Below are 18,823 nucleotides of genomic sequence, written 5' to 3' on the forward strand. Positions count from 1 at the left end.
AAGAGAAAGAGGATGAGCACTATGATCAGCTCAAGCTTGGTATGTGATGCCACCTTTAGGTGGCTCCAATTCTTGCCCCTTTGAGGGGCTAACAGAAATAAGCCTCCGGCTTTGCCGGAGGTAATTTAACTAAAAGGGTAAGAGGATAGGAGAAGAAAAGCAAGGCTACTTTTTATGGTTATTATATTATTAATGACCTGGTTTGCTGGTGCCGCCATAGGGACGTGCATCTGCACCTTCTTTAAGGCAGTTACCATTAGCATCCAATCCATGAGGACAATCCATTTTTTGACCGGAAATGATTTTGTTATAGGCTTCTTTCTCGGTTTCAGGTAATGCTTGACCTGGTTTGCCACACCCTGTCAATGTCAGGGCTGCTAAAGCGGCGGCGATCAGAAAAAATCTCATTATATTGATTCCTTATTAAAATTTGTAACTACGAACATCTTGTGACCAGTCCAGTATATAACGAAAATACTTCATTGCTCAAGCATTGATTTGCAAAATTTTCATAGTTCTATAATCCACAATTCTTTTGCTAAATTAAATATACCTTGAATGGTGTGTCCAATTGCTTCTCCATCAGCATATATTTCTGATAAATTATCTTCTGTAACAGGCTTGACAAATGTTGTGTGTACTTTCTACAAACCCTTTAGCTTTTTCCTTTCCCTGATCAGATTTTTTCTGTCTTCCGAGAAATCAGCTATGGAATTCAGAGATTCATTTTTGCCTATGTTGTTTTTTTGCTGCCGATATAGATCCCGCTGTGCGCAACAGACTGCGTGATCTCGGTTTTGTCTTTGCCAGCGATAATATGCGGGCGGTAGTATACCAGACTGTATTGATAGCTCGGTCGAATTTGAATATTCTGCTCACTGCGAAACCGATACTAGTAAAATCATTCTGGCTCACCCCACCCGGGCACAAGGTATTCCGTATTCGATCTGTATCCCGTGCTGAAAGATGGATCTCTACGGCAAGTTGGGTCGCGTCTCCACCGACCGCTCCGCTGGCGGAAATGACTCCATCGCCTGCTGCACCCGCCTCCTCGGTAGAGGCTATTATCCGTAATAGTATACGTAAGGTACTTGATCACACGGAGCAGTAATTTCATTTCCAAATCAAAAATGATGCGAAGGCGAGCCGCAGACAGTATAAAGAATGCGACAAGGTGAAGCTCACAAAGTCAGTTTTAATTTAGAAATGGAATAAAATCTCAAAGACATAGTGGTGTTGTTATGCCCACAGTTTTGTTATGCCCACAGTTTATAAAAGAGCTTCTGCGTAGAATGAGAGGAAATGTAAAGGAAGCAGAGCGACGGTGCTGGGGATATGCTGAAACAGGCAAAAGCGGGCTGATGTACTAGATCAAAAAGTTCGATATCGATCCGGGAAAATCGCGATTGAGGACCGGTCAACAGTAGCATTTTTGCGCTCTATCATATCACTTGCTCTATGTTGACAATATTAATTGAAATCGGTATGAACCACTCGCTCAGTATAATTAGGAACTCAACTAAGGCCTGTTCTGTCATAAGGTGTATTCCAACAACCGGCTGTATCGAGATTTTTTATGAGACACAGACAGGAGGATCTATGCCACGCGGTGACAAGAGCAAGTATACGGACAAGCAGAAAAGAAAGGCCGATCATATAACCGAAGGATATGAAAAACGTGGAGTATCAGAAAAAGAAGCTGAACGAAGAGCTTGGGCAACCGTCAATAAAGAATCGGGCGGTGGCAACCAACCCGGTGGCGGTGGTTATGGGAAAAAAGATACTCACGCATCATCCCGCAAGGGTGGACACAGCATGACAAAGGAAGAACGGAGCAGAGCCGCAAAAAAAGGTTGGGAGACCCGCCGCAATAAAGAAAATGCATAATATCCTATTCAAACGATGCGGTGCAGCTTGTTACCAAGGTACGCAAGAACATGAAAAACAAGCTTTGCCGCTGTTGCTTTGCCGCTGTTTGACAAGCTGCAGTTACGTAAACGCTCGATTATTGAGACCGTCAATGAGCAATGGAATAATATCTCGCAAATCGAGCATTCCCGCCATCGTAGCCCATTTAACCTCTTCGTTAATCTGATAGCTGGGCTGGTGGCTTACACCTTTCGGGAGAAGAAACTTCCCTTCATATCAGATTCTCTTAAGCTCTTCCAGCCGTGGTGGGGTGATCCTTATGTCGAACTCACGTTGAAATAAGTATCATGCTGCAGCTGATCCATAAATAATCTGCGTTTCAGGGGAGCTGGGGACAGCTGATTGTGAATGCATATGCTTGCTGCTAACATCCTTATTTTTCAGTGAAGTGGCGGTTGATTTCCCATAAAACTTCCTCAGGTACAATTTCCTGAATAGCGGGAAATAAATGTTGCTCCTCATAGCGAATATGCATACTGAGCAGTGCTGACAGTTTCTGACCTTCTCCAGCCAGGGCTGCTTCTTGCTCAATGTTTTTTCTCAGCTGACTGACGACTTGTTGGATATCGTCGTGTTGTTTTAAGGTTTCGATGATTTCCAGATGGTCTGGTGAGGAATACTGAGAGAAAACAGGTAGCAGAATTTCTTCTTCTTGACGAAAATGGAGTTGAAGATTGGTATCCCAATACGCAATAAAATCAATAGCAACCCGATTAAGTGATGACATATCGGAACTGGAGGAGGCAATACGCAGATTTTTTGCCTGGACAAGAGCATGATGATGATCATGAGACAAGGGATAAAGGCTTTTATGACGTTTCATGAGAGATCATTCGTAACATGGACTATTGTTGAGTTTATCAATGCTAAAAAAGTGTATGTATGCCAATGGGTCAGAAGGACAAGAGAGCATATGAAAAATTAATGAATACAGCAATAGCTACGGAATACGTGTTTGTACGTATTTACTTAGTTTTTAATATTCGATTAACTGTTACAACTTGCGTATGAAAGCTTAGGCAATCTTAATGTGATACTTCACAGAGATCTTTTAACCAAGGAGGTAATACGATGAGCTATGGTGATATTGTAGGACGTTTGCTAAACGAAATGACCAATAAGGGAAAAGAAAGACTTAAATATATGGCCAATTCTGCTCAGTCTACAACTCAGTCTAAAAATAAGTGGATGGATATGATAGAAAAATTCGTTCGTACCAAGCAAGCCGGTAACTTGACAGGGGGACAATTAGGAGGCATAGGTGCACTGGCAGGCGCTTTGCTAAGTGGTGGAGCGTCTGTAGTAAAAGGAGCGCTAGGTGGAAGTGCGCTTTCTATGTTAGGAGCTATGGCCATTAATGCACTCCAGAAAAAATATGGTGCTCAGCCTTCTGACTTACAGGAAAAGGAAACGGCTCATTCCTTGCCTAAGGAGCAATTAGAAAAGGAAGCCGCTCACTCCTTGCCTAAGGAGCAATTAGAAGCGATGATTTCATCAGACACAGAAAAGCTCATACTGCGGGCGATGATAAATGCTGCCAAAGCAGATGGTCAGCTTGATCAGTCTGAAATGGACAAAATTATGGGTAAGGTAAATGAAGACGGGGTTACAGACGAGGAACGTCAATTTATCCATAATGAGTTAATTCAACCAATGGATCTAAATAAGCTGATTTCTAGCATTCCTAATCAAATCGTTGCGACTCAGGTTTATGCAGCTTCCTTATTCGCAATTGATATAGACACGGGTGCCGAAAAAACTTATTTGCGTCAATTAGCACATTCACTTAAGCTGGACTCGGACACTGTTAGAAGTCTTCATGAGATGACAGGCTCTCCTATAATTTGATTTTATTTGGCCCAGTTCTTGGTTACGCCTTGATCAATATTTTATTTGCACTGTAATAAATATTGATAGAGGAATTCCATCTGCGAAAGTCTATCGTTGAGTTTATTAGTACTTTTTTTCTGGTTCTCATTCCATTTCTAAATCAAAATTCACTTTATCGGCTTTACCTTGCCGTATTATTTATACTGTCTGCGGCTCGCCTTCGCGTCATTTTTGATTTAGAAATGGAATGAGATGTGTGAGCAGCATGTTATTACATTGTTTACGGTTCTGAATTAAAGCTTGCTTTGTCGTTCCTTTTCCTTTGTAGCCTTGTAGAAAAAACTAATAAAGGAAAGCTGGTTTGTGATTAATCCGCTTTTCACTAAACTGCTGATCATTAATTTTGCAGCTTCGTCGTTTTCTCGTGATGCCAGGAAAGCCTCCTTCGATCCAGCCATTGTTCGATTTTTTTCAAGATCTCATTCCGTAACGGTTGTGATGAGAAAAGATGCTCATGATGGCTTAACTTCGATAGGGGTAACAGTTCATTATCAGGATGATTCTGTAGGGTGGCCTTTGCAAAATCTTCGCTACCCCAGAATGGGGTAATCGGATCATGACCAGAATAGATCAAATAATAAGGTATAGCGAATTCGCTCATATGATGGCGAAAATGGATGATTTCTGTTTCGATTGCTTTGACATAGCGCAACAGAGCGCGACGGATGAACCAATCATCTCCGCGAATACGGGCTTTTTCTTGCTCGTTATCGGTTAAATAATTGACCACCCAATCAGGTGTAGCTGGCGTGAATAGCGTTCGCAGACCTGGCCAGGATAACACTTCAAATATTCCGTCGAGCAATGGCACAATGATAAAGGAAACGATCTGATTAATGATTAATAGTGGCAAAGATTCATTCTGCGGATTCAACCAATGCTCCTTGGCATGAAATGATAGCTTGATGAGTGGATTTGCCAGCCAGCCGCGCCAGCCTGGAACTTCGGTAACGGAAAAGGCTGGCCCAAGCAAGATAATGCCTTGTACTCGTCTGGCTGATTCGCTCTTATTTTGAGTCGACAGCAAATAAGAAGCCGCAATCAGAGAACCCAAGCTATGAGAAACAATGAAGATCGGTTTGTCCGATTCACCTTGTTCATCGCAAGAGATAATCAAGCGCTTTAACGCATGACTTAGATCTTGTCTCATTGGATCCAGATCATATAATGGAATTTGTGCCAGATAGGCATCACTTACTTCCTGTCGAGCAGCTCCGGCAATCAGGGCTCGATCTGCCTGTTGCAGAATCGGATTGGACAGGCCATGCGCATAGAGATCGAACCCTGCCACTATGAAACGCTGAGCGAAATAACGGGCAATTTCGTTATAACGACCAATGTATTCATTCATACCATGAACGAGCAGCAAACAAGCCGATGCATTGCTGGGTTTGTTCGGTTGTAATATCCGCAGAAGCAGGGGATTGGCATCATCTGCCTGGTGAATAGGAATTTCCTTACCCCAGCGTGGGTAAGGTTGGGTGACGAATTGCTGATGGACACAACCCGAAAGCGTCGCTATTAGCAAAAACATGAATACGATAAAAGTGTAGCGCATATTTCAGCTTTGCCCTACATCGTACGCTTAAGGATCGGCTTGAGTTCTTGTAATGATCGTGTATTGAGTACATTTTGCTTTTCCAGCCAGCCACGCCGTGCTTGACCAATACCGAAACGTAGGTTATGAAAATCCAACACACTGTGCGCATCCGAATTGATGCTGATTAGAACACCTTCATCTTTAGCTGCCTGGCAATAAATGTCGAGTAAATCCAGTCTTTCCGGATGGGCGTTAAGCTCTAGATAGCAACCGCGCTCTTTAGCTTTGCGGATAATACGCAACATATCGACATCATAGGGCTTACGCCTGGCGATGAGCCGTCCACTAGGGTGAGCGAGCAGCGTGAAATGGGGATGATCCATGGCCTTGAGAATACGTTCAGTCTGCTTGGCGCGTGACAACTCAAAGCGACTGTGTACGGCGCCGACTACCAGATCCAATCTTGCTAGTATCGAATCGGGTAGATCCAAGCTACCGTCTTCGAGAATATCGACTTCAATACCCTTGAGCAGCGTGATTCCCGTTAATTGCTGATTAATGCGGTCAATTTCGTCGATTTGCTTGGTGAGTTGCACCGGATCAAGGCCATGAGCGACGGTGAGCCGGCGCGAATGTTCAGTAATGGCCAGATATTCAAAACCACATTTTTGAGCAGCGCTAGCCATTTCTTTAAGCGTAGCACGACCATCGCTTGCTTTGCTATGAGCATGCAAATCGCCCTTCAAATCACCCAACTCGATAAGTTTAGGTAAATGCCCGCTTCTGGCAGCTTCAATTTCACCGCGGTCTTCGCGCAATTCTGGGGGAATAAACGGCAGCCCTACAGACTGATAGACAGATTCCTCCGTTTCACCAGCAATACGCCGTTGACCCTTAAATACACCATATTCATTGATTTTGAGCCCTCGCTCCTGACCCAGGCGGCGGATAGCAATGTTATGTGCTTTACTGCCTGTGAAATAATGCAGGGCTGCGCCATAACTCTCGTGTTCTACTACACGTGCATCCACTTGTAGCTTGCATTTAAGAATGACACTACTTCGGGTAGGGCCGTGAGAGAGTACCTCCGTTATATCGTCATAGCTGCAAAAGCTTGCCATGATCGGGCTATTCTGGGTAGCAGTAATTAAAATATCGATATCTCCTACCGTTTCCTTGGCTCGTCGATAGCTACCTGCTATAATCGCCTGCTGCACTCCGGAAATCGTGCTAAGCCAAGCTATCAAAGGTTCAGCATACTGAGCTGCAGTAGCTAATTTAAAACGGCTGATGCTGCCAGCATGAATAGCCAAGGCGTCAGCAATGCGCATTTCGGTTTTTTCACCAAAGCCGGCTAGACTCTGAATACGATGATCGCGTACCGCCCGTTGCAATTGCTCCATGGTATGGATATCCAATTCGTGGTACAAAGTTTTTACCCGTTTGGGTCCCAGCCCGGGAATTTTTAGCAATTCCGTAATAGTCGACGGTAATTGCTTATGCAGCTTATCCAGCACAGAACAATGACCCGTCTCGACGATTTCCTGTATTTTGTTGGCGAGATCTTCCCCAATGCCAGGAAGACTGGTCAAATCTTCTCCTTTTTGAACCATGGTGCGGACATCTTTACCCATTTCCTGCAAATAACGGGAAGCATTACGATAAGCACGCACGCGGAATACGTTGTTATTCTCAATTTCCAGCAAATCAGCGATCTCTTCGAAGATGGCTGCGATATCAGCATTATGGATAGGCATAGCGCTCCTTTATTTTTTTGGACAAAAGTAAAGGAAAACCAGTTATGAACGTAGTGAACATATGTTCATAGTTCTTAGAAGGTTTCTATAATCATAGTAGTTTCCTAATGCTTTGACTAGGTTACTAAAAATAGTGTCAAGAAATATTCATTCTTGCGCTCAATAATTCACGCCTCTCTCAGCTTGTCAGCAAATCGGCGAAGCGTCGCCGCATGTTTTCCAAGTGGGAGCCTTCCCAGTAGATGCGCTGACACTTGATGCATCGGCGGAAGACTTCATAGTAACGTTTCGTCTTGGGCTCAAGATGATCCAATATCTTGGTCTTGTCGACGGGAGCTAGCACACCGTTACAGACTAGACATCGTGCAAAAGGATGAATCAACCTGCATAAATCAAAGCGGCGCACGACTTCATCAATCTGGCTTTCGACATCAACTGCACGCACCCAATAGCCATGCTGGATCTGTTTGGCATGCAACAGGCGACGGTCTCGGGTCAGCACGATGCGTTGCTCGTTTACTGCAATCTTCACAATCATCGAATCATGATAGTCATTGCGATAAAGGCTGTCGAAACCTAATAAGCGCATGAATCGTGCTAGCTTGCCCAGATTGACATCCAGAATGAAGTGAGGGTCAGATGGGATTTTTTCGCGTAATCTGAGCAAGGAGCTGATGTCCAGTCTTTTAAAAACCGGATAGACAGCGACACGATCGCCAGCCTGCAGTTGATAATCGAATCTCACCAAGAGACCATTTACAATAATCAACTCAACTTCGGTATGAGGGACGCCGAAAGCTTCAATCGGGTCTTTGATTCCTGGATGACCACTGAAGTGATAGGGCATCGTTTTCTGCCGTTGCTCGGCAGAAAAAAAATCATTCAACTCGGCGTAAAAACGAAATTCAGCTAGCTTATCTGGTTGCACCTTTCCTGCTCTTAGAGGATTATCATGCGGCAAACTATCAGAAAATCCGGTTTGATGCGTCAACCTTGTGATCTCTCTTTAATCAGATCAACACAATTGGTAATGGGAGCGTACCATGTTATTGCCGTCAAAATCAAAAGGAACAAAAGAAATAGGCCGTTGGGATAATTTGAGATTCAGAATGGTGTTTAATCAAAGAAAAGTGAAATAAACATCTCGAGAGCTTCAAACGGTGAGTATCCGATGAGTGAATGATTAGTTTGACTCGGCATGGCTTTGTGTCTCATTCAGGTGGAGATATTCTCTGGCCTCAACTTGGTTGTGTTTAGCTTGAGCCGCTAATATCTGTAGGTTGCAGCAAAAAGGGTTGATATGGGTGCTAAACAGGTTCTAGCTTTGTCAAAAGATCAGCCATGTTGAGGCTATCGGTTTGATTAATTTCCTGGTTTTAGATGATCTACCGGTAGCTCAAGAAGGAAAGTTATTAGATCTGTTAAGTATTTATACTTATTTTAATTATCTTCAAAAAAGAATATTTTCTCATAGGGTCAGGTGAGGTTTGGAGCTACTAATTACGGTTGGTTTTGGCAAAGGATGAGCAGTAACGCTACCTTATCTAAATCAAATCTAACTGGAACCTGGCCTAGTGGATTCATCATTGATTTCAGGTATTTCCCAGCAGACTTAAAGCTAGGCACTGATCGTTTAATTAGTGGCTAGCGGACAAAATTTGAAAGTAATGGGTCAATCCAAGCGCTTTCACAAAACGCTGAATTTATGTCAACCATGTAGCCATAAAAAATTAACCAGGAGAAAAAATGAATAATCAGGTTATTAAGTCGGCAATTGCTAGCTTGATATTGCTCGCTGCTATGACTATAAATGGTGTAGGCGCTGACACCTCAAAAGGTGTAGGTGCTGACACCTCAAAGTCAGTTATAATAAATGGAAATTTTCATAATATAAATGGCTTATCAGGAGTAGGATTAGGTGTGGCTGGATCGCTCGACCATCGCTTTCCCGATAAAAGCTACCTAACAGTAGTCAGCTGGTCTATCTATCAACCCAATTTTTATTGCCATGGCTCTGGTGACACAGTAGCGGATCTTGTCGTAGTGTCACCCAATGCATCTCAAGGTAGTCTGCAAGTAGACATCTCTCTGCTCAACTGTTCTTCCAGCCCTAATGCTATTTTGCCTCTACCCAAGACGGTTACAATGAACTGCCTCTCAAATCAGCATTATTCCGAGAGCTATGTCAGCAATGGTATAACCAACTATCACTATGCTGGAATTACCTACAAATATCATTCGATTTCAAACTATAGCACAGCCGAATGCACCGTAATGTTCGACGGCGTGAATTTAGATTATTACGGTGGGTACGCAGATATATCACATACTCAATATGTGAATAAGGAAAAGGGGGATTAATCTCTTACTGTTTCGAACTTGGTGGCGGGCTAGTTAACAATACGTTTCCAAACTCATCTACAGCATGGAATAGTCGAGACCGCCGCCCTGTACTGTATTGAAGTTAGAATAGTTTTTTCCAAGGCAGACCATGAAAGCTTAGAATAATCTTTCTAGCTTAAGAATAAATCCTTTTGCTTGAACCAATATAGGAAGAAACTAATCATAGAAAAAGCATATAGATCTGAAAGATCTGAATAGCAGCTTTTAAATGCCACCCCACCGCAACGTATTTTAGGAGGAATCATGGCTTTAAAACAATACGGCGTTCTTAAAGGAAAGGCCATCAATAAAATTATAGGACAAGGTTCTAGCCCACATTACGAAGTGCATCTTATCGACGATACTACAGACTATCGTATCGCCGTTAATGTAAAGTCTAAGCTAGCCCCTTCTGAGCTTTTATATTTGCTCATTGATGATTTTCGCCATCCCATTCTGGAAAAACTGGTCAAACTAGACAAGGGATTTACTCAGCTTGAGAATGCGCCAAATAAAATGTCACTGGATTATATACGCGGCAATTTGTTCGACCCAGGACAAATGCGACCTTTACCACACAACCTTCCAGGGCCGGATAATGATCTCAATGAAAAAATTGATGCTTATGTGCTACGCGCTATTGGCGACGAACGGGCAAGTATTTATGCTTTCGGCGAGCGCTGGGGACCTGAAGAAAAGATAAAAGACCAATATTTTGGCTTTCTGCCCGGAAACGGTATTCACAATATCCACATGAATCAAGGCAATGTAGGGCAATATGTGGGGGAAGACGGAATTTGGCAGGATGGGGGATTACTTTTTCATTTTCCGAGTATAGAGCAGGTGGGAGCTGGCACGGAGATTTGGCCGGAACAATGGGGGGCTGTCTTTTTAGCTTTCCAGTCCCAGTGCTGGCATACCGATGATCAAACAGGCCATCAACTCGCTGAATGCGAGGGTATTATTCCACCTAAAATAGAGCCTGACGTACAAATTATAGCAGCGCTGGTTAATCCGGCAGGGGACGATCAAGGGAATGAAACGGTGACCTTGATTAATCGCTCTCCCAATATGATTGATCTGTCTGGCTGGTTAATTGCAGATAAAAATAAAAAACGATCCTTTATCACTAACCTGCAGCTTAATCCAGGCGCAACCAATGTCGTGCAATTGGATGGCCAGGGAGCGCAGTTAGGTAACAATGGTGGCATCATTACTTTGCTCAACCCGGATGGGCTTAAATATCATGGGGTATCCTATACCAAAGAACAATGTCGTAGCGGCTGGACCATTGTATTTTGAGGCGTAATCTTTTATTTGCCAAAACATTCTAAGTTGGCTCAGGTTTAGCCAAACTGACATATATTAGCCTAATCTGTTTTACTGCCTTTCGGGTCTTTTTCATGGGACAATTGTCTCATTATGAAAAATACCGCTACATTGGAATTACGTGGCATCAGTAAGGCTTATGCGAATGGAAAGCAGGTACTGTCCGATTTATCTTATACCCTGGCTGCAGGGGAGTACGTAGCCATCATGGGGGAATCGGGTGTGGGCAAATCGACGCTATTGAACCTAATTGCCGGATTGGATACTCCTGATACCGGCGAGATATGGGTTGATGGCGTTGCATTATCAGCAAAAGATGACGAGGCCGCGACCTCCCTGCGGCGGCGTCATTTTGGTTTTGTCTTTCAGGCATTTCATGTCTTGCCTCACTTGACGCTGCTGCAAAATGTGGCATTGCCACTCCTGCTCAATGATTTGCCGCTTGATCGTGCCCAACAAATGTTGGTGGCAGTGGGGCTGCAAGGGCGTGAACAGGATTTCCCACGACACTTGTCGGGAGGGGAATTGCAGCGTGTTGCGATTGCGCGCGCATTGGTGCATCGACCTCGCCTGATTCTGGCCGATGAGCCGACGGGCAATCTTGATCCTGATACCGCCCAGGAAATTCTTCAATTGATGCGTAGTGAAATCAAAGCTAATGGTGCTGCGGGCATTATCGTTACCCATTCGCAAGCAGCCGCAGCAACGGCAGATCGTATCCTACTGTTGAGCAAGACGGGTTTGCAACCCTTGATATCTCATCAGCACGTATGAACCATAGCCTTCTGTCCCGTTGGCTGCTGCTGGGAGAGTGGCAAGCGCACCGGCTACAAATCGTGGTTGCGCTCATCGCAATTGCGCTGGGCATTGCCATGGGGTTTTCAATCCATCTGATCAATACTACGGCAGTCAATGAGTTTTCTGCGGCCGTCAAAAGCTTGTCCGGTCAATCTGATTTCCAAGTGCGCGCAACGCAACCGACCTTTGATGAAATGCTCTATCCCGTTCTGGCACAGCATGAAAGCGTGGCGGTTGCCAGCCCGATGCTGGAGATCCAGGCGGCTATCCCTGCCAAGTTGGAGGATGACAGAAACAATACCTTGAAAATCCTCGGGATCGATGTGTACCGTGCTATTACCATAACCCCGGATTTAGTCGGCGTACCTGCGGAAGGGCGCGCTTTCGACATGCTGTCAGATGATGCCATTTTTCTGTCACCCGCAGCAATGGAATGGCTGGAAGTCGAGCAGGGTGACAAGCTGTCACTACGTCTAGGCACCCAAACTGTGACATTGCGGGTAGCGGGTGGATTGGTGAGGGCGCATGCCGGGCAGCGCATTGCGGTCATGGATATTGGCGCGGCACAGTGGCGCTTTGATCACGTTGGGCTGTTATCACGCATCGATCTTAAATTAAAACAAGGTGTCAATCACCCTGCATTTAAAGCGGCTCTTGAAGAGGAACTGCCCGCGCAATACTTAGTAACTGAAACTGTCGATCAGGAAAGGCGCATCCATAATATGTCACGCGCCTATCGCATCAATTTGAATGTGCTGGCGCTGGTTGCGTTGTTTACCGGTACTTTTCTGGTACTCTCGACCCAAGTGCTGTCCACTTTGCGGCGGCGACCGCACTTTGCGCTGCTACGCGTGCTTGGACTGACGCGCAACCAAATCCTGCTGCAGATCCTGCGTGAAGGTAGCCTGATCGGCATAGTCGGGTCACTGCTGGGACTCGGGCTGGGTTATGCCTTCGCCGCGACGGCATTGCATGTTTACGGAGGAGATCTTGGCGGAGGATTTTTTCCTGAAATCAAACCAGCTATTCAGTTGAGGCCGTTGGCAGCTTTGCTTTTTTTTGTACTGGGGGTGAGTGTGACCATGTTGGGTAGCCTGATGCCTGCCTGGGAAGCAGCCCAAGCTCATCCCGCGTCCGCGCTCAAATCAGGTAGTGAGGAGACAGCGCTGGCAAAATTGCGGACTCCCTGGCCGGCACTTATCTGTTTACTGCTGGCAGCTATCCTCACGCAACTCCCGCCTGTGGTGGAACTGCCCCTTTTTGGCTATTTCGCGGTAGCCTTGCTGCTGATCGGTGGTATCGCTTGGATGCCATCATTAACTGCATTGTTTTTTTCCGGATTATTTCGCATATTTAACCGCTTGACAGCGGGTGCACTGACTACTTTGGTATTAGCCAGACTGGCGAATGCACCACAGCAAGCTGCGATTGCACTAGGGGGAGTCTTGGTAAGTTTCAGCCTGATGGTGGCTATGGCGATCATGGTGGCGAGTTTTCGCATCTCGGTAGAAGACTGGCTGACGCATATTCTGCCAGCCGATATCTATGTGCGCACAGTGGTGCGACAGGATGCGCTTGGCTTCACGCCACAGGAGCAACAGGCAATTGCGGCAACAGCGGGAATTGAACGCATCGATTTTATCCGCTCGCTGCAGATTACGCTTGATTCGGCTAGACCGACTGTTACGCTGATTGCGAGACCAATCGATCAAGCTGATCCAGGCCATACCCTGCCGATGACGGATAATGCGCTAAGCCCTACTGAAATTCCCTTGGACGCGATTCCCATCTGGGTTTCGGAAGCGATGGTCGATCTCTATGATTATCAGGTGGGTAAGCGAGTAGCGTTGCCGCTGAGTGAGGCGCAGCAGGATTATATCGTCGCGGGTGTATGGCGTGACTATGGGCGTCAATTTGGCGCCATCCAGATGCAACTGAGCGATTACCAAAAGCTAACAGGTGAATGGCATGTCAATGAAACCGCACTTTGGCTACAGGCCGGGGTTGCGCCTGAGGAAATCATAGCAGCGCTGAAAGCGTTACCATTTGGCGAGTCGTTGACGTTCTGGCAGCCGAATGCAATCCGGGCAATCAGCCTCAAGATTTTTGACCGCAGTTTTGCCGTCACTTACCTGTTAGAACTGATTGCAGTCGGAGTAGGACTGCTCGGGGTGGCGGCCAGTTTTTCAGCACAGGCACTGAGGCGTGTCAAGGAATTTGGTATGTTACGCCATATCGGGGTGACACGCGGTCAGATCTATCGCATGCTGGCACTGGAAGGTGGATTGCTGGCTGGCTTTGGCATCATCATCGGATTCTTATTGGGAGGGAGTATCAGCCTGATCCTCATTTTTATTGTTAATCCGCAGTCGTTTCACTGGACGATGGAACTTCATCCACCTTGGCAATGGCTGCTCATTATGGCGCTCACCATGCTGATGGCAGCGGCAGTGACGGCGCTGCTCGCCGGACGGCGAGCGGTGTCGGGTAATGTGATACGTGCAGTCAAAGAGGATTGGTAATTCCATTTCTAAAGCAAAATTAGCTTTGTCGGCTTCACCTTGCCGTATTATTGATACTGTCTGCGGATCGCCTTCGCGTCATGTTTGCTTTGGAAATGGAATAAGAGGTTATGTATAAGCTGGTATCGCTACTTTTTTTATGGTTGACGTCGCTGGGGATGCTTGTGGCAGCCCCACCGGTATATACCCCTGTGACGCCGCGAGCGCTGGTTTTTCCAGAGGATCTTGGTGCACATGAAAATTTCCGCATTGAATGGTGGTATGTGACGGGCTGGCTGGAAGCACCTGATCAGCAGCCGCTCGGCTTTCAGGTCACCTTCTTCCGTCCGACCACTGAGCACGCCGAGGATAATCCCAGCCGGTTTGCACCCAAACGATTGATCATCGGTCATGCGGCGCTGTCCGATCCGGCGGTCGGTAAACTGTTGCATGCAGAGAAAAGCGCGCGTGAGGGCTTCGGTCTGGCTTATGCCAAAGCGGGTAATAGCGCTGTGAAACTGGATGACTGGTATTTTATCCGCGAAGCGGATGGCCGCTATCGTACCTATGCGGCAGGAGACAATTTTGTGCTCGAGCTATCGTTTACGCCGACGCAACCACTGATGCTGCAGGATCTGGATGGCTTTTCCCGCAAGGGGCCGAAATCGGAACAAGCCAGTTATTATTACAGTGAGCCACATTTGCAAGTCAGCGGTACGGTCACTCGCGATAATCGGGCGATACCCGTTAAAGGCAGCGCTTGGCTTGATCACGAATGGTCATCGGAATATCTTGATCCGAACGCGGAAGGGTGGGATTGGACTGGCATCAATCTCGACGATGGTTCCGCATTGATGGCTTTTCAGATACGCGGCAAGGACGGCAAAAAAATCTGGGCGTATGCCGGTTTGCGCGATCCTTCCGGCCGCATGACTATTTTTCAGCCGGATGAAGTCAGCTTCCATCCCGTGCGCACCTGGCGCTCTCCCCACACTGATGCAGTTTATCCAGTCGTCATGCGCATCAAGACGAGGGATATCGAATGGAAGCTCGAGCCGTTGCTGGATGATCAGGAACTCGATGCACGCCAATCGACGGGTGCGGTTTATTGGGAAGGGGCAGTAACCGTTACGCGTGATGGCCAGCCGGCTGGACGTGGCTATCTGGAATTGACTGGCTATGACAAAGCACTGTCGATGTAGCTGATATCGATGCAACTGATAAGATTAGCAAGATGAAACTGACTGACAACGAAATTCGCGATATTACGCAACACCTGGAAGCAGGCAAACCGCTGCCGGACAAATACCGTTTCCTGCTATTCGAAGACAAGCGTGAAGTGGAACTGGTCTGGAATGGCAAGACCAACGAAGTGTGCAATATCGTGCTGCCCTTTCAGACCATCGAACAAGTGGATGAGCCGCGTGCGGAAAAGCTATCGGATACCGCTCTGCAAATGAGCCTATTCGATATAGACAACCGTGGACGGCAACTCAAGGGTTGGACCAATAAGCTCATTTGGGGTGATAACAAGCTGATTTTGTCCTCGCTCAAGAACGGGCCGTTGCGCGAAGAAATCGAAAAACAGGGTGGCCTCAAGCTGATCTATATTGATCCACCGTTTGATGTGGGCGCCGACTTTTCGATGGATATCGAAATCGGCGGCGACACCTTCACCAAGAAACCCAATATCTTGGAAGAAATCGCTTACCGTGATACCTGGGGCAAGGGTGCAGATTCCTTCATTGCAATGATTTGTGAGCGGTTGGTACTGATGCGCGATCTGCTGGTGGAAGGTGGCAGCATTTATGTGCATTGTGATTGGCGGTAAATGCGCATATTCGCGCATGTTTGGATGAAGTTTTTGGCACTGGTGCACATAGAAATGAGATTATCTGGCGACGAGCTAATGCGCATAATGACCCAGGCAAGTTCGGCATTATTACTGACACGATTCACTATTATGCTAAATCAGAGCGCAATGTTTGGAATGATGTATTTGTTCCTTATTCACAGGAATACTTGGATTCTCACTGGCAGCAAAGAGACGAAACTGGTCGCCGGTATCGTTTAATACCACTAGATGCTCCTCGTCATGGTAATGGGGGAAACTTGGTATATGAATGGAAGGGAAAATGGCCTGCTAAGTCGCGGACATGGGCATATCTGCGTGAGAAAATGGAAGAACTTGAGAGAGAGGGACGAATTGCATACACCAAGACAGGAACACCTTGCTTAAAGAGATATATGGATGAAACTCTTGGGCAACCAATACAGAACTTATGGGACGATATTCCTCCGGTTAATCCAATGGCAATAGAACGCCTTGGTTATGCGACCCAAAAGCCCGGAGCCTTACTTGAACGTATCATCAAGGCTTCCAGCAATGAAGGCGATCTGATTGCTGATTTCTTCTGCGGTTCCGGTACCACAGCAGCCGTCGCAGAGAAACTCGGGCGCAAATGGATTGCTTCCGATCTGGGCAAATTCGCTATCCATACAACACGCAAACGCATGATCGGTGTGCAACGCCAGCTCAAAGTGGAAGGAAAAGATTACCGCGCCTTTGAAATCCTCAACCTCGGAAAATACGAGCGTCAGCATTACATTGGCGTCAATCCTGATCTGCGCGAGGAACAGAAACAGCAGCAGCTTGCTGCCAAGGAAACCGCTTTTCTTGAATTGATCCTGCGCGCTTACCGGGCGGAGAAAGTAGCGCAGTTTGCCTGTTTTCACGGCAAGAAAGCCGGGCGGCTGGTAGCGGTGGGGCCGGTGAATCTGCCGGTAACGCGGTTGTTCGTCGAAGAGATCATCCTGGAATGCCGCAAGCAGCATGTCACCAAGGTGGATATCCTCGGCTTCGAATTCGAGATGGGCTTGTTTCCCAATGTGCTGGATGAAGCCAGAGCGATAGGTATCGATATTGCGCCCAAGTATATTCCAGCGGAGGTGTTCGACAGGCGCGCGGTGGAAAAGAATCAGGTGGTGTTCCACGATGTGTCCTTCATCGAGGTCAAACCGCATATCAAGGGCAATACGGTGGCCGTTGAACTCACCGACTTCTCGGTATTCTATTCGCAGGACTCCATCGCCAACGCCGAAGCAACGCTCAAGGACAAGCAGAGCAAGATTGTGGTGGAAAAAGGCCAGATCGTGAGAGTGAGCAAGGATAAGGGCGGCGTCATCAGCCGCGAACAACTGACCCAGCACTGGACGGACTGGATTGATTACTGGTCGGTGGATTTCGATTTCGAAAACAAGCGCGAGATTATCCGCGTGCAAAGCCTGGAAACCGGCGAATGGGAAGAGCAGTGGACAGGTGATTACATTTTTGAAAACGAATGGCAAAGCTTCCGCACCAAAAAGGACCGTTCGCTGAAATTGATCAGTGTATTCCAGGAAGTCATCCCCGGGCGGCGCAAGATTGCAGTGAAAGTGGTGGATATTTTTGGCAATGACACTATGGCCATTGTGGAGGTGAGGGTGTGAACTCAATCAAGCTCCTTCCGTTCCCCAAGGAAATAGAAACCACAGCGGTATTGAAGAAACTCACCAGAGCACACCAGGCGCTGGCGGAGCTGAAAGGCATTGCGGTAAGCATTCCCAACGAAGGCATACTGATCAGCACGCTTTCTTTGCAGGAGGCCAAAGATAGTTCTGCGATTGAGAACATTATTACGACGCATGATGATCTTTACCGTAGCGACAGTGCTGCTAAGCTTTTTGTCAGCGTAGCAGCGAAGGAAGTGCATAAATACGCCAACGCGCTGCATTATGGCTTCCAGCAGGTAAAAGCGCATGGCTTATTGACTAATAACGATGTACTGCATATTCAAGCGACTATCGAAGAGAATAGTGCTGGTTTTCGCAAGCTACCAGGCACTGCGCTAAAAAACGATTTTACTGGAGAAACTGTTTACACTCCGCCGCAGCATGCAGATGAAATCATCACTCTAATGGCCAATCTGGAGCGATTCATCAATGATGACGATTTGTGTGACTGGGATCCGGTCACGAAAATGGTAGTTATCCACCACCAGTTTGAAAGCATTCATCCCTTCTATGATGGTAATGGCAGAACTGGCCGTATTATCAATATTCTGTATTTGGTCAAACAAGGATTATTGAAAATTCCCGTGCTTTACCTGAGCCGCTATATTAATCAGAACAAGAGCGATTACTATCATCTGTTGCAAGCCACTCGTGATACTGACGACTGGCAGCCTTGGCTGATGTTCATGCTTGAAGGTGTTGAGCAGACATCTAAGCAAACAGTTGCACTGATTGAAGGTATTAAGGCAACCATGCAAACATTTAAACAGAAAATACGGAGTGAGTTACCTAAGATTTATAGTCAGGATCTACTTAACAATATTTTTCGCCACCCTTACACCAAAATCGATTTTGTTATGATGGAGCTTGATGTGAGTCGAATTACGGCAACTCGCTATTTAGATGAATTGATCAATATAGGGCTGCTGATAAAGCGAAAAATAGGTCGTGACAATTATTACATTAATACAGCTCTTTTTGGTTTGTTGAGTAATGTGCATAAAAAATGACAGAAATATATAGATATCTAAAAAACATGTATAGAAAATTATCAATTTCTATACATGTTAAAAGAATAGATATAGAAAAGAAAAATTTTTTACCTCTGCTGAAGGTATCAGAAATGGATAAAACTCAATCTGCAA

The 18,823-nt window shown here is 46.2% G+C and carries 16 protein-coding genes and 1 pseudogene; 12 read left to right on the forward strand and 5 right to left on the reverse strand.

Going from position 1 to position 18,823, the window contains the following annotated elements:
• Positions 1 to 189 precede the first annotated feature (189 nt).
• Entirely contained in the window at positions 190 to 408 is a 219-nt protein-coding gene (locus BM122_RS01790) for a hypothetical protein (protein WP_074903122.1), read from the reverse strand.
• A gap of 361 nt (positions 409 to 769) precedes the next feature.
• Here BM122_RS01790 and BM122_RS22130 point away from each other — a divergent pair, with 361 nt between their 5' ends.
• From BM122_RS22130 to BM122_RS01800, 3 genes and pseudogenes are all read left to right on the forward strand, one after another.
• On the forward strand, positions 770 to 1,111 hold the full coding sequence (locus tag BM122_RS22130) for a hypothetical protein (protein WP_143083277.1): 342 nt from the start codon (positions 770 to 772) through the stop codon (positions 1,109 to 1,111).
• A 488-nt stretch (positions 1,112 to 1,599) separates the two neighbouring features.
• The gene (locus tag BM122_RS01795; RefSeq protein WP_074903124.1) at positions 1,600 to 1,887 is read left to right on the forward strand and encodes a plasmid stabilization protein; all 288 of its coding nucleotides are present in this window, start codon (positions 1,600 to 1,602) and stop codon (positions 1,885 to 1,887) included.
• A gap of 20 nt (positions 1,888 to 1,907) precedes the next feature.
• Positions 1,908 to 2,211: pseudogene (locus tag BM122_RS01800) on the forward strand (transposase); the annotation flags it as partial.
• 91 nt (positions 2,212 to 2,302) lie between these two features.
• On the opposite strand, the gene BM122_RS01805 reads toward BM122_RS01800, so the two are convergent.
• Complete coding sequence (locus BM122_RS01805; RefSeq protein ID WP_074903128.1) at positions 2,303 to 2,752, reverse strand: hemerythrin domain-containing protein; 450 nt, start codon at positions 2,750 to 2,752, stop codon at positions 2,303 to 2,305.
• Between the two features lie 248 nt (positions 2,753 to 3,000).
• Here BM122_RS01805 and BM122_RS01810 point away from each other — a divergent pair, with 248 nt between their 5' ends.
• Positions 3,001 to 3,777, forward strand: a complete 777-nt coding sequence (locus tag BM122_RS01810) for a tellurite resistance TerB family protein (RefSeq protein WP_074903130.1) — start codon at positions 3,001 to 3,003, stop codon at positions 3,775 to 3,777.
• A 379-nt stretch (positions 3,778 to 4,156) separates the two neighbouring features.
• Here the strand turns inward: BM122_RS01810 and BM122_RS01815 are convergent, their stop codons facing one another.
• The 3 genes from BM122_RS01815 to BM122_RS01825 form a co-directional block, all read right to left on the reverse strand.
• Positions 4,157 to 5,377, reverse strand: a complete 1,221-nt coding sequence (locus BM122_RS01815; RefSeq protein WP_074903132.1) for an alpha/beta fold hydrolase — start codon at positions 5,375 to 5,377, stop codon at positions 4,157 to 4,159.
• A gap of 14 nt (positions 5,378 to 5,391) precedes the next feature.
• Positions 5,392 to 7,116, reverse strand: coding sequence for a DNA polymerase/3'-5' exonuclease PolX (gene polX / locus BM122_RS01820; protein ID WP_074903134.1), 1,725 nt, complete (start codon positions 7,114 to 7,116; stop codon positions 5,392 to 5,394).
• 178 nt (positions 7,117 to 7,294) lie between these two features.
• Positions 7,295 to 8,107, reverse strand: a complete 813-nt coding sequence (locus BM122_RS01825) for a Mut7-C RNAse domain-containing protein (RefSeq protein ID WP_218151963.1) — start codon at positions 8,105 to 8,107, stop codon at positions 7,295 to 7,297.
• 755 nt (positions 8,108 to 8,862) lie between these two features.
• Between BM122_RS01825 and BM122_RS01830 the strand changes: the two genes are divergently transcribed.
• The 8 genes from BM122_RS01830 to BM122_RS01860 all read left to right on the forward strand — a co-directional run bounded on the left by BM122_RS01830 (position 8,863) and on the right by BM122_RS01860 (position 18,688).
• On the forward strand, positions 8,863 to 9,477 hold the full coding sequence (locus tag BM122_RS01830) for a hypothetical protein (protein WP_074903136.1): 615 nt from the start codon (positions 8,863 to 8,865) through the stop codon (positions 9,475 to 9,477).
• A 285-nt stretch (positions 9,478 to 9,762) separates the two neighbouring features.
• Positions 9,763 to 10,800: a DUF2278 family protein gene (locus BM122_RS01835; RefSeq protein WP_074903138.1), complete on the forward strand. Its 1,038-nt coding sequence runs from the start codon at positions 9,763 to 9,765 to the stop codon at positions 10,798 to 10,800.
• Positions 10,801 to 10,920: 120 nt separating this feature from the next.
• On the forward strand, positions 10,921 to 11,601 hold the full coding sequence (locus BM122_RS01840) for an ABC transporter ATP-binding protein (protein WP_074903140.1): 681 nt from the start codon (positions 10,921 to 10,923) through the stop codon (positions 11,599 to 11,601).
• Entirely contained in the window at positions 11,598 to 14,147 is a 2,550-nt protein-coding gene (locus tag BM122_RS01845; RefSeq protein ID WP_074903142.1) for an FtsX-like permease family protein, read from the forward strand. Before BM122_RS01840 ends, BM122_RS01845 begins: the two co-directional genes overlap by 4 nt.
• Positions 14,148 to 14,257: 110 nt before the next feature.
• On the forward strand, positions 14,258 to 15,328 hold the full coding sequence (locus BM122_RS01850) for a lipocalin-like domain-containing protein (RefSeq protein WP_074903144.1): 1,071 nt from the start codon (positions 14,258 to 14,260) through the stop codon (positions 15,326 to 15,328).
• 32 nt (positions 15,329 to 15,360) lie between these two features.
• Positions 15,361 to 15,957, forward strand: a complete 597-nt coding sequence (locus tag BM122_RS23945) for a site-specific DNA-methyltransferase (protein ID WP_218151964.1) — start codon at positions 15,361 to 15,363, stop codon at positions 15,955 to 15,957.
• Positions 15,948 to 17,615: a DNA methyltransferase gene (locus BM122_RS01855; RefSeq protein WP_218151965.1), complete on the forward strand. Its 1,668-nt coding sequence runs from the start codon at positions 15,948 to 15,950 to the stop codon at positions 17,613 to 17,615. The genes BM122_RS23945 and BM122_RS01855 overlap by 10 nt, the downstream gene beginning before the upstream one ends.
• The gene (locus tag BM122_RS01860) at positions 17,612 to 18,688 is read left to right on the forward strand and encodes a Fic family protein (protein ID WP_074903146.1); all 1,077 of its coding nucleotides are present in this window, start codon (positions 17,612 to 17,614) and stop codon (positions 18,686 to 18,688) included. Before BM122_RS01855 ends, BM122_RS01860 begins: the two co-directional genes overlap by 4 nt.
• Positions 18,689 to 18,823: the final 135 nt, after the last annotated feature.

The sequence above is a fragment of the Nitrosomonas communis genome, from assembly GCF_900114745.1.
GTDB classification, from domain to species: Bacteria; Pseudomonadota; Gammaproteobacteria; order Burkholderiales; family Nitrosomonadaceae; genus Nitrosomonas; species Nitrosomonas communis_A.

Coding starts and splice junctions, on each gene's coding strand:
- BM122_RS01790 (WP_074903122.1), bottom strand. CDS start 408: ATGAGATTTTTTCTGATCGCCGCCGCTTTAGCAGCCCTGACATTGACA.
- BM122_RS01795 (WP_074903124.1), top strand. CDS start 1,600: ATGCCACGCGGTGACAAGAGCAAGTATACGGACAAGCAGAAAAGAAAG.
- BM122_RS01805 (WP_074903128.1), bottom strand. CDS start 2,752: ATGAAACGTCATAAAAGCCTTTATCCCTTGTCTCATGATCATCATCAT.
- BM122_RS01810 (WP_074903130.1), top strand. CDS start 3,001: ATGAGCTATGGTGATATTGTAGGACGTTTGCTAAACGAAATGACCAAT.
- BM122_RS01815 (WP_074903132.1), bottom strand. CDS start 5,377: ATGCGCTACACTTTTATCGTATTCATGTTTTTGCTAATAGCGACGCTT.
- polX (WP_074903134.1), bottom strand. CDS start 7,116: ATGCCTATCCATAATGCTGATATCGCAGCCATCTTCGAAGAGATCGCT.
- BM122_RS01830 (WP_074903136.1), top strand. CDS start 8,863: ATGAATAATCAGGTTATTAAGTCGGCAATTGCTAGCTTGATATTGCTC.
- BM122_RS01835 (WP_074903138.1), top strand. CDS start 9,763: ATGGCTTTAAAACAATACGGCGTTCTTAAAGGAAAGGCCATCAATAAA.
- BM122_RS01840 (WP_074903140.1), top strand. CDS start 10,921: ATGAAAAATACCGCTACATTGGAATTACGTGGCATCAGTAAGGCTTAT.
- BM122_RS01845 (WP_074903142.1), top strand. CDS start 11,598: ATGAACCATAGCCTTCTGTCCCGTTGGCTGCTGCTGGGAGAGTGGCAA.
- BM122_RS01850 (WP_074903144.1), top strand. CDS start 14,258: ATGTATAAGCTGGTATCGCTACTTTTTTTATGGTTGACGTCGCTGGGG.
- BM122_RS23945 (WP_218151964.1), top strand. CDS start 15,361: ATGAAACTGACTGACAACGAAATTCGCGATATTACGCAACACCTGGAA.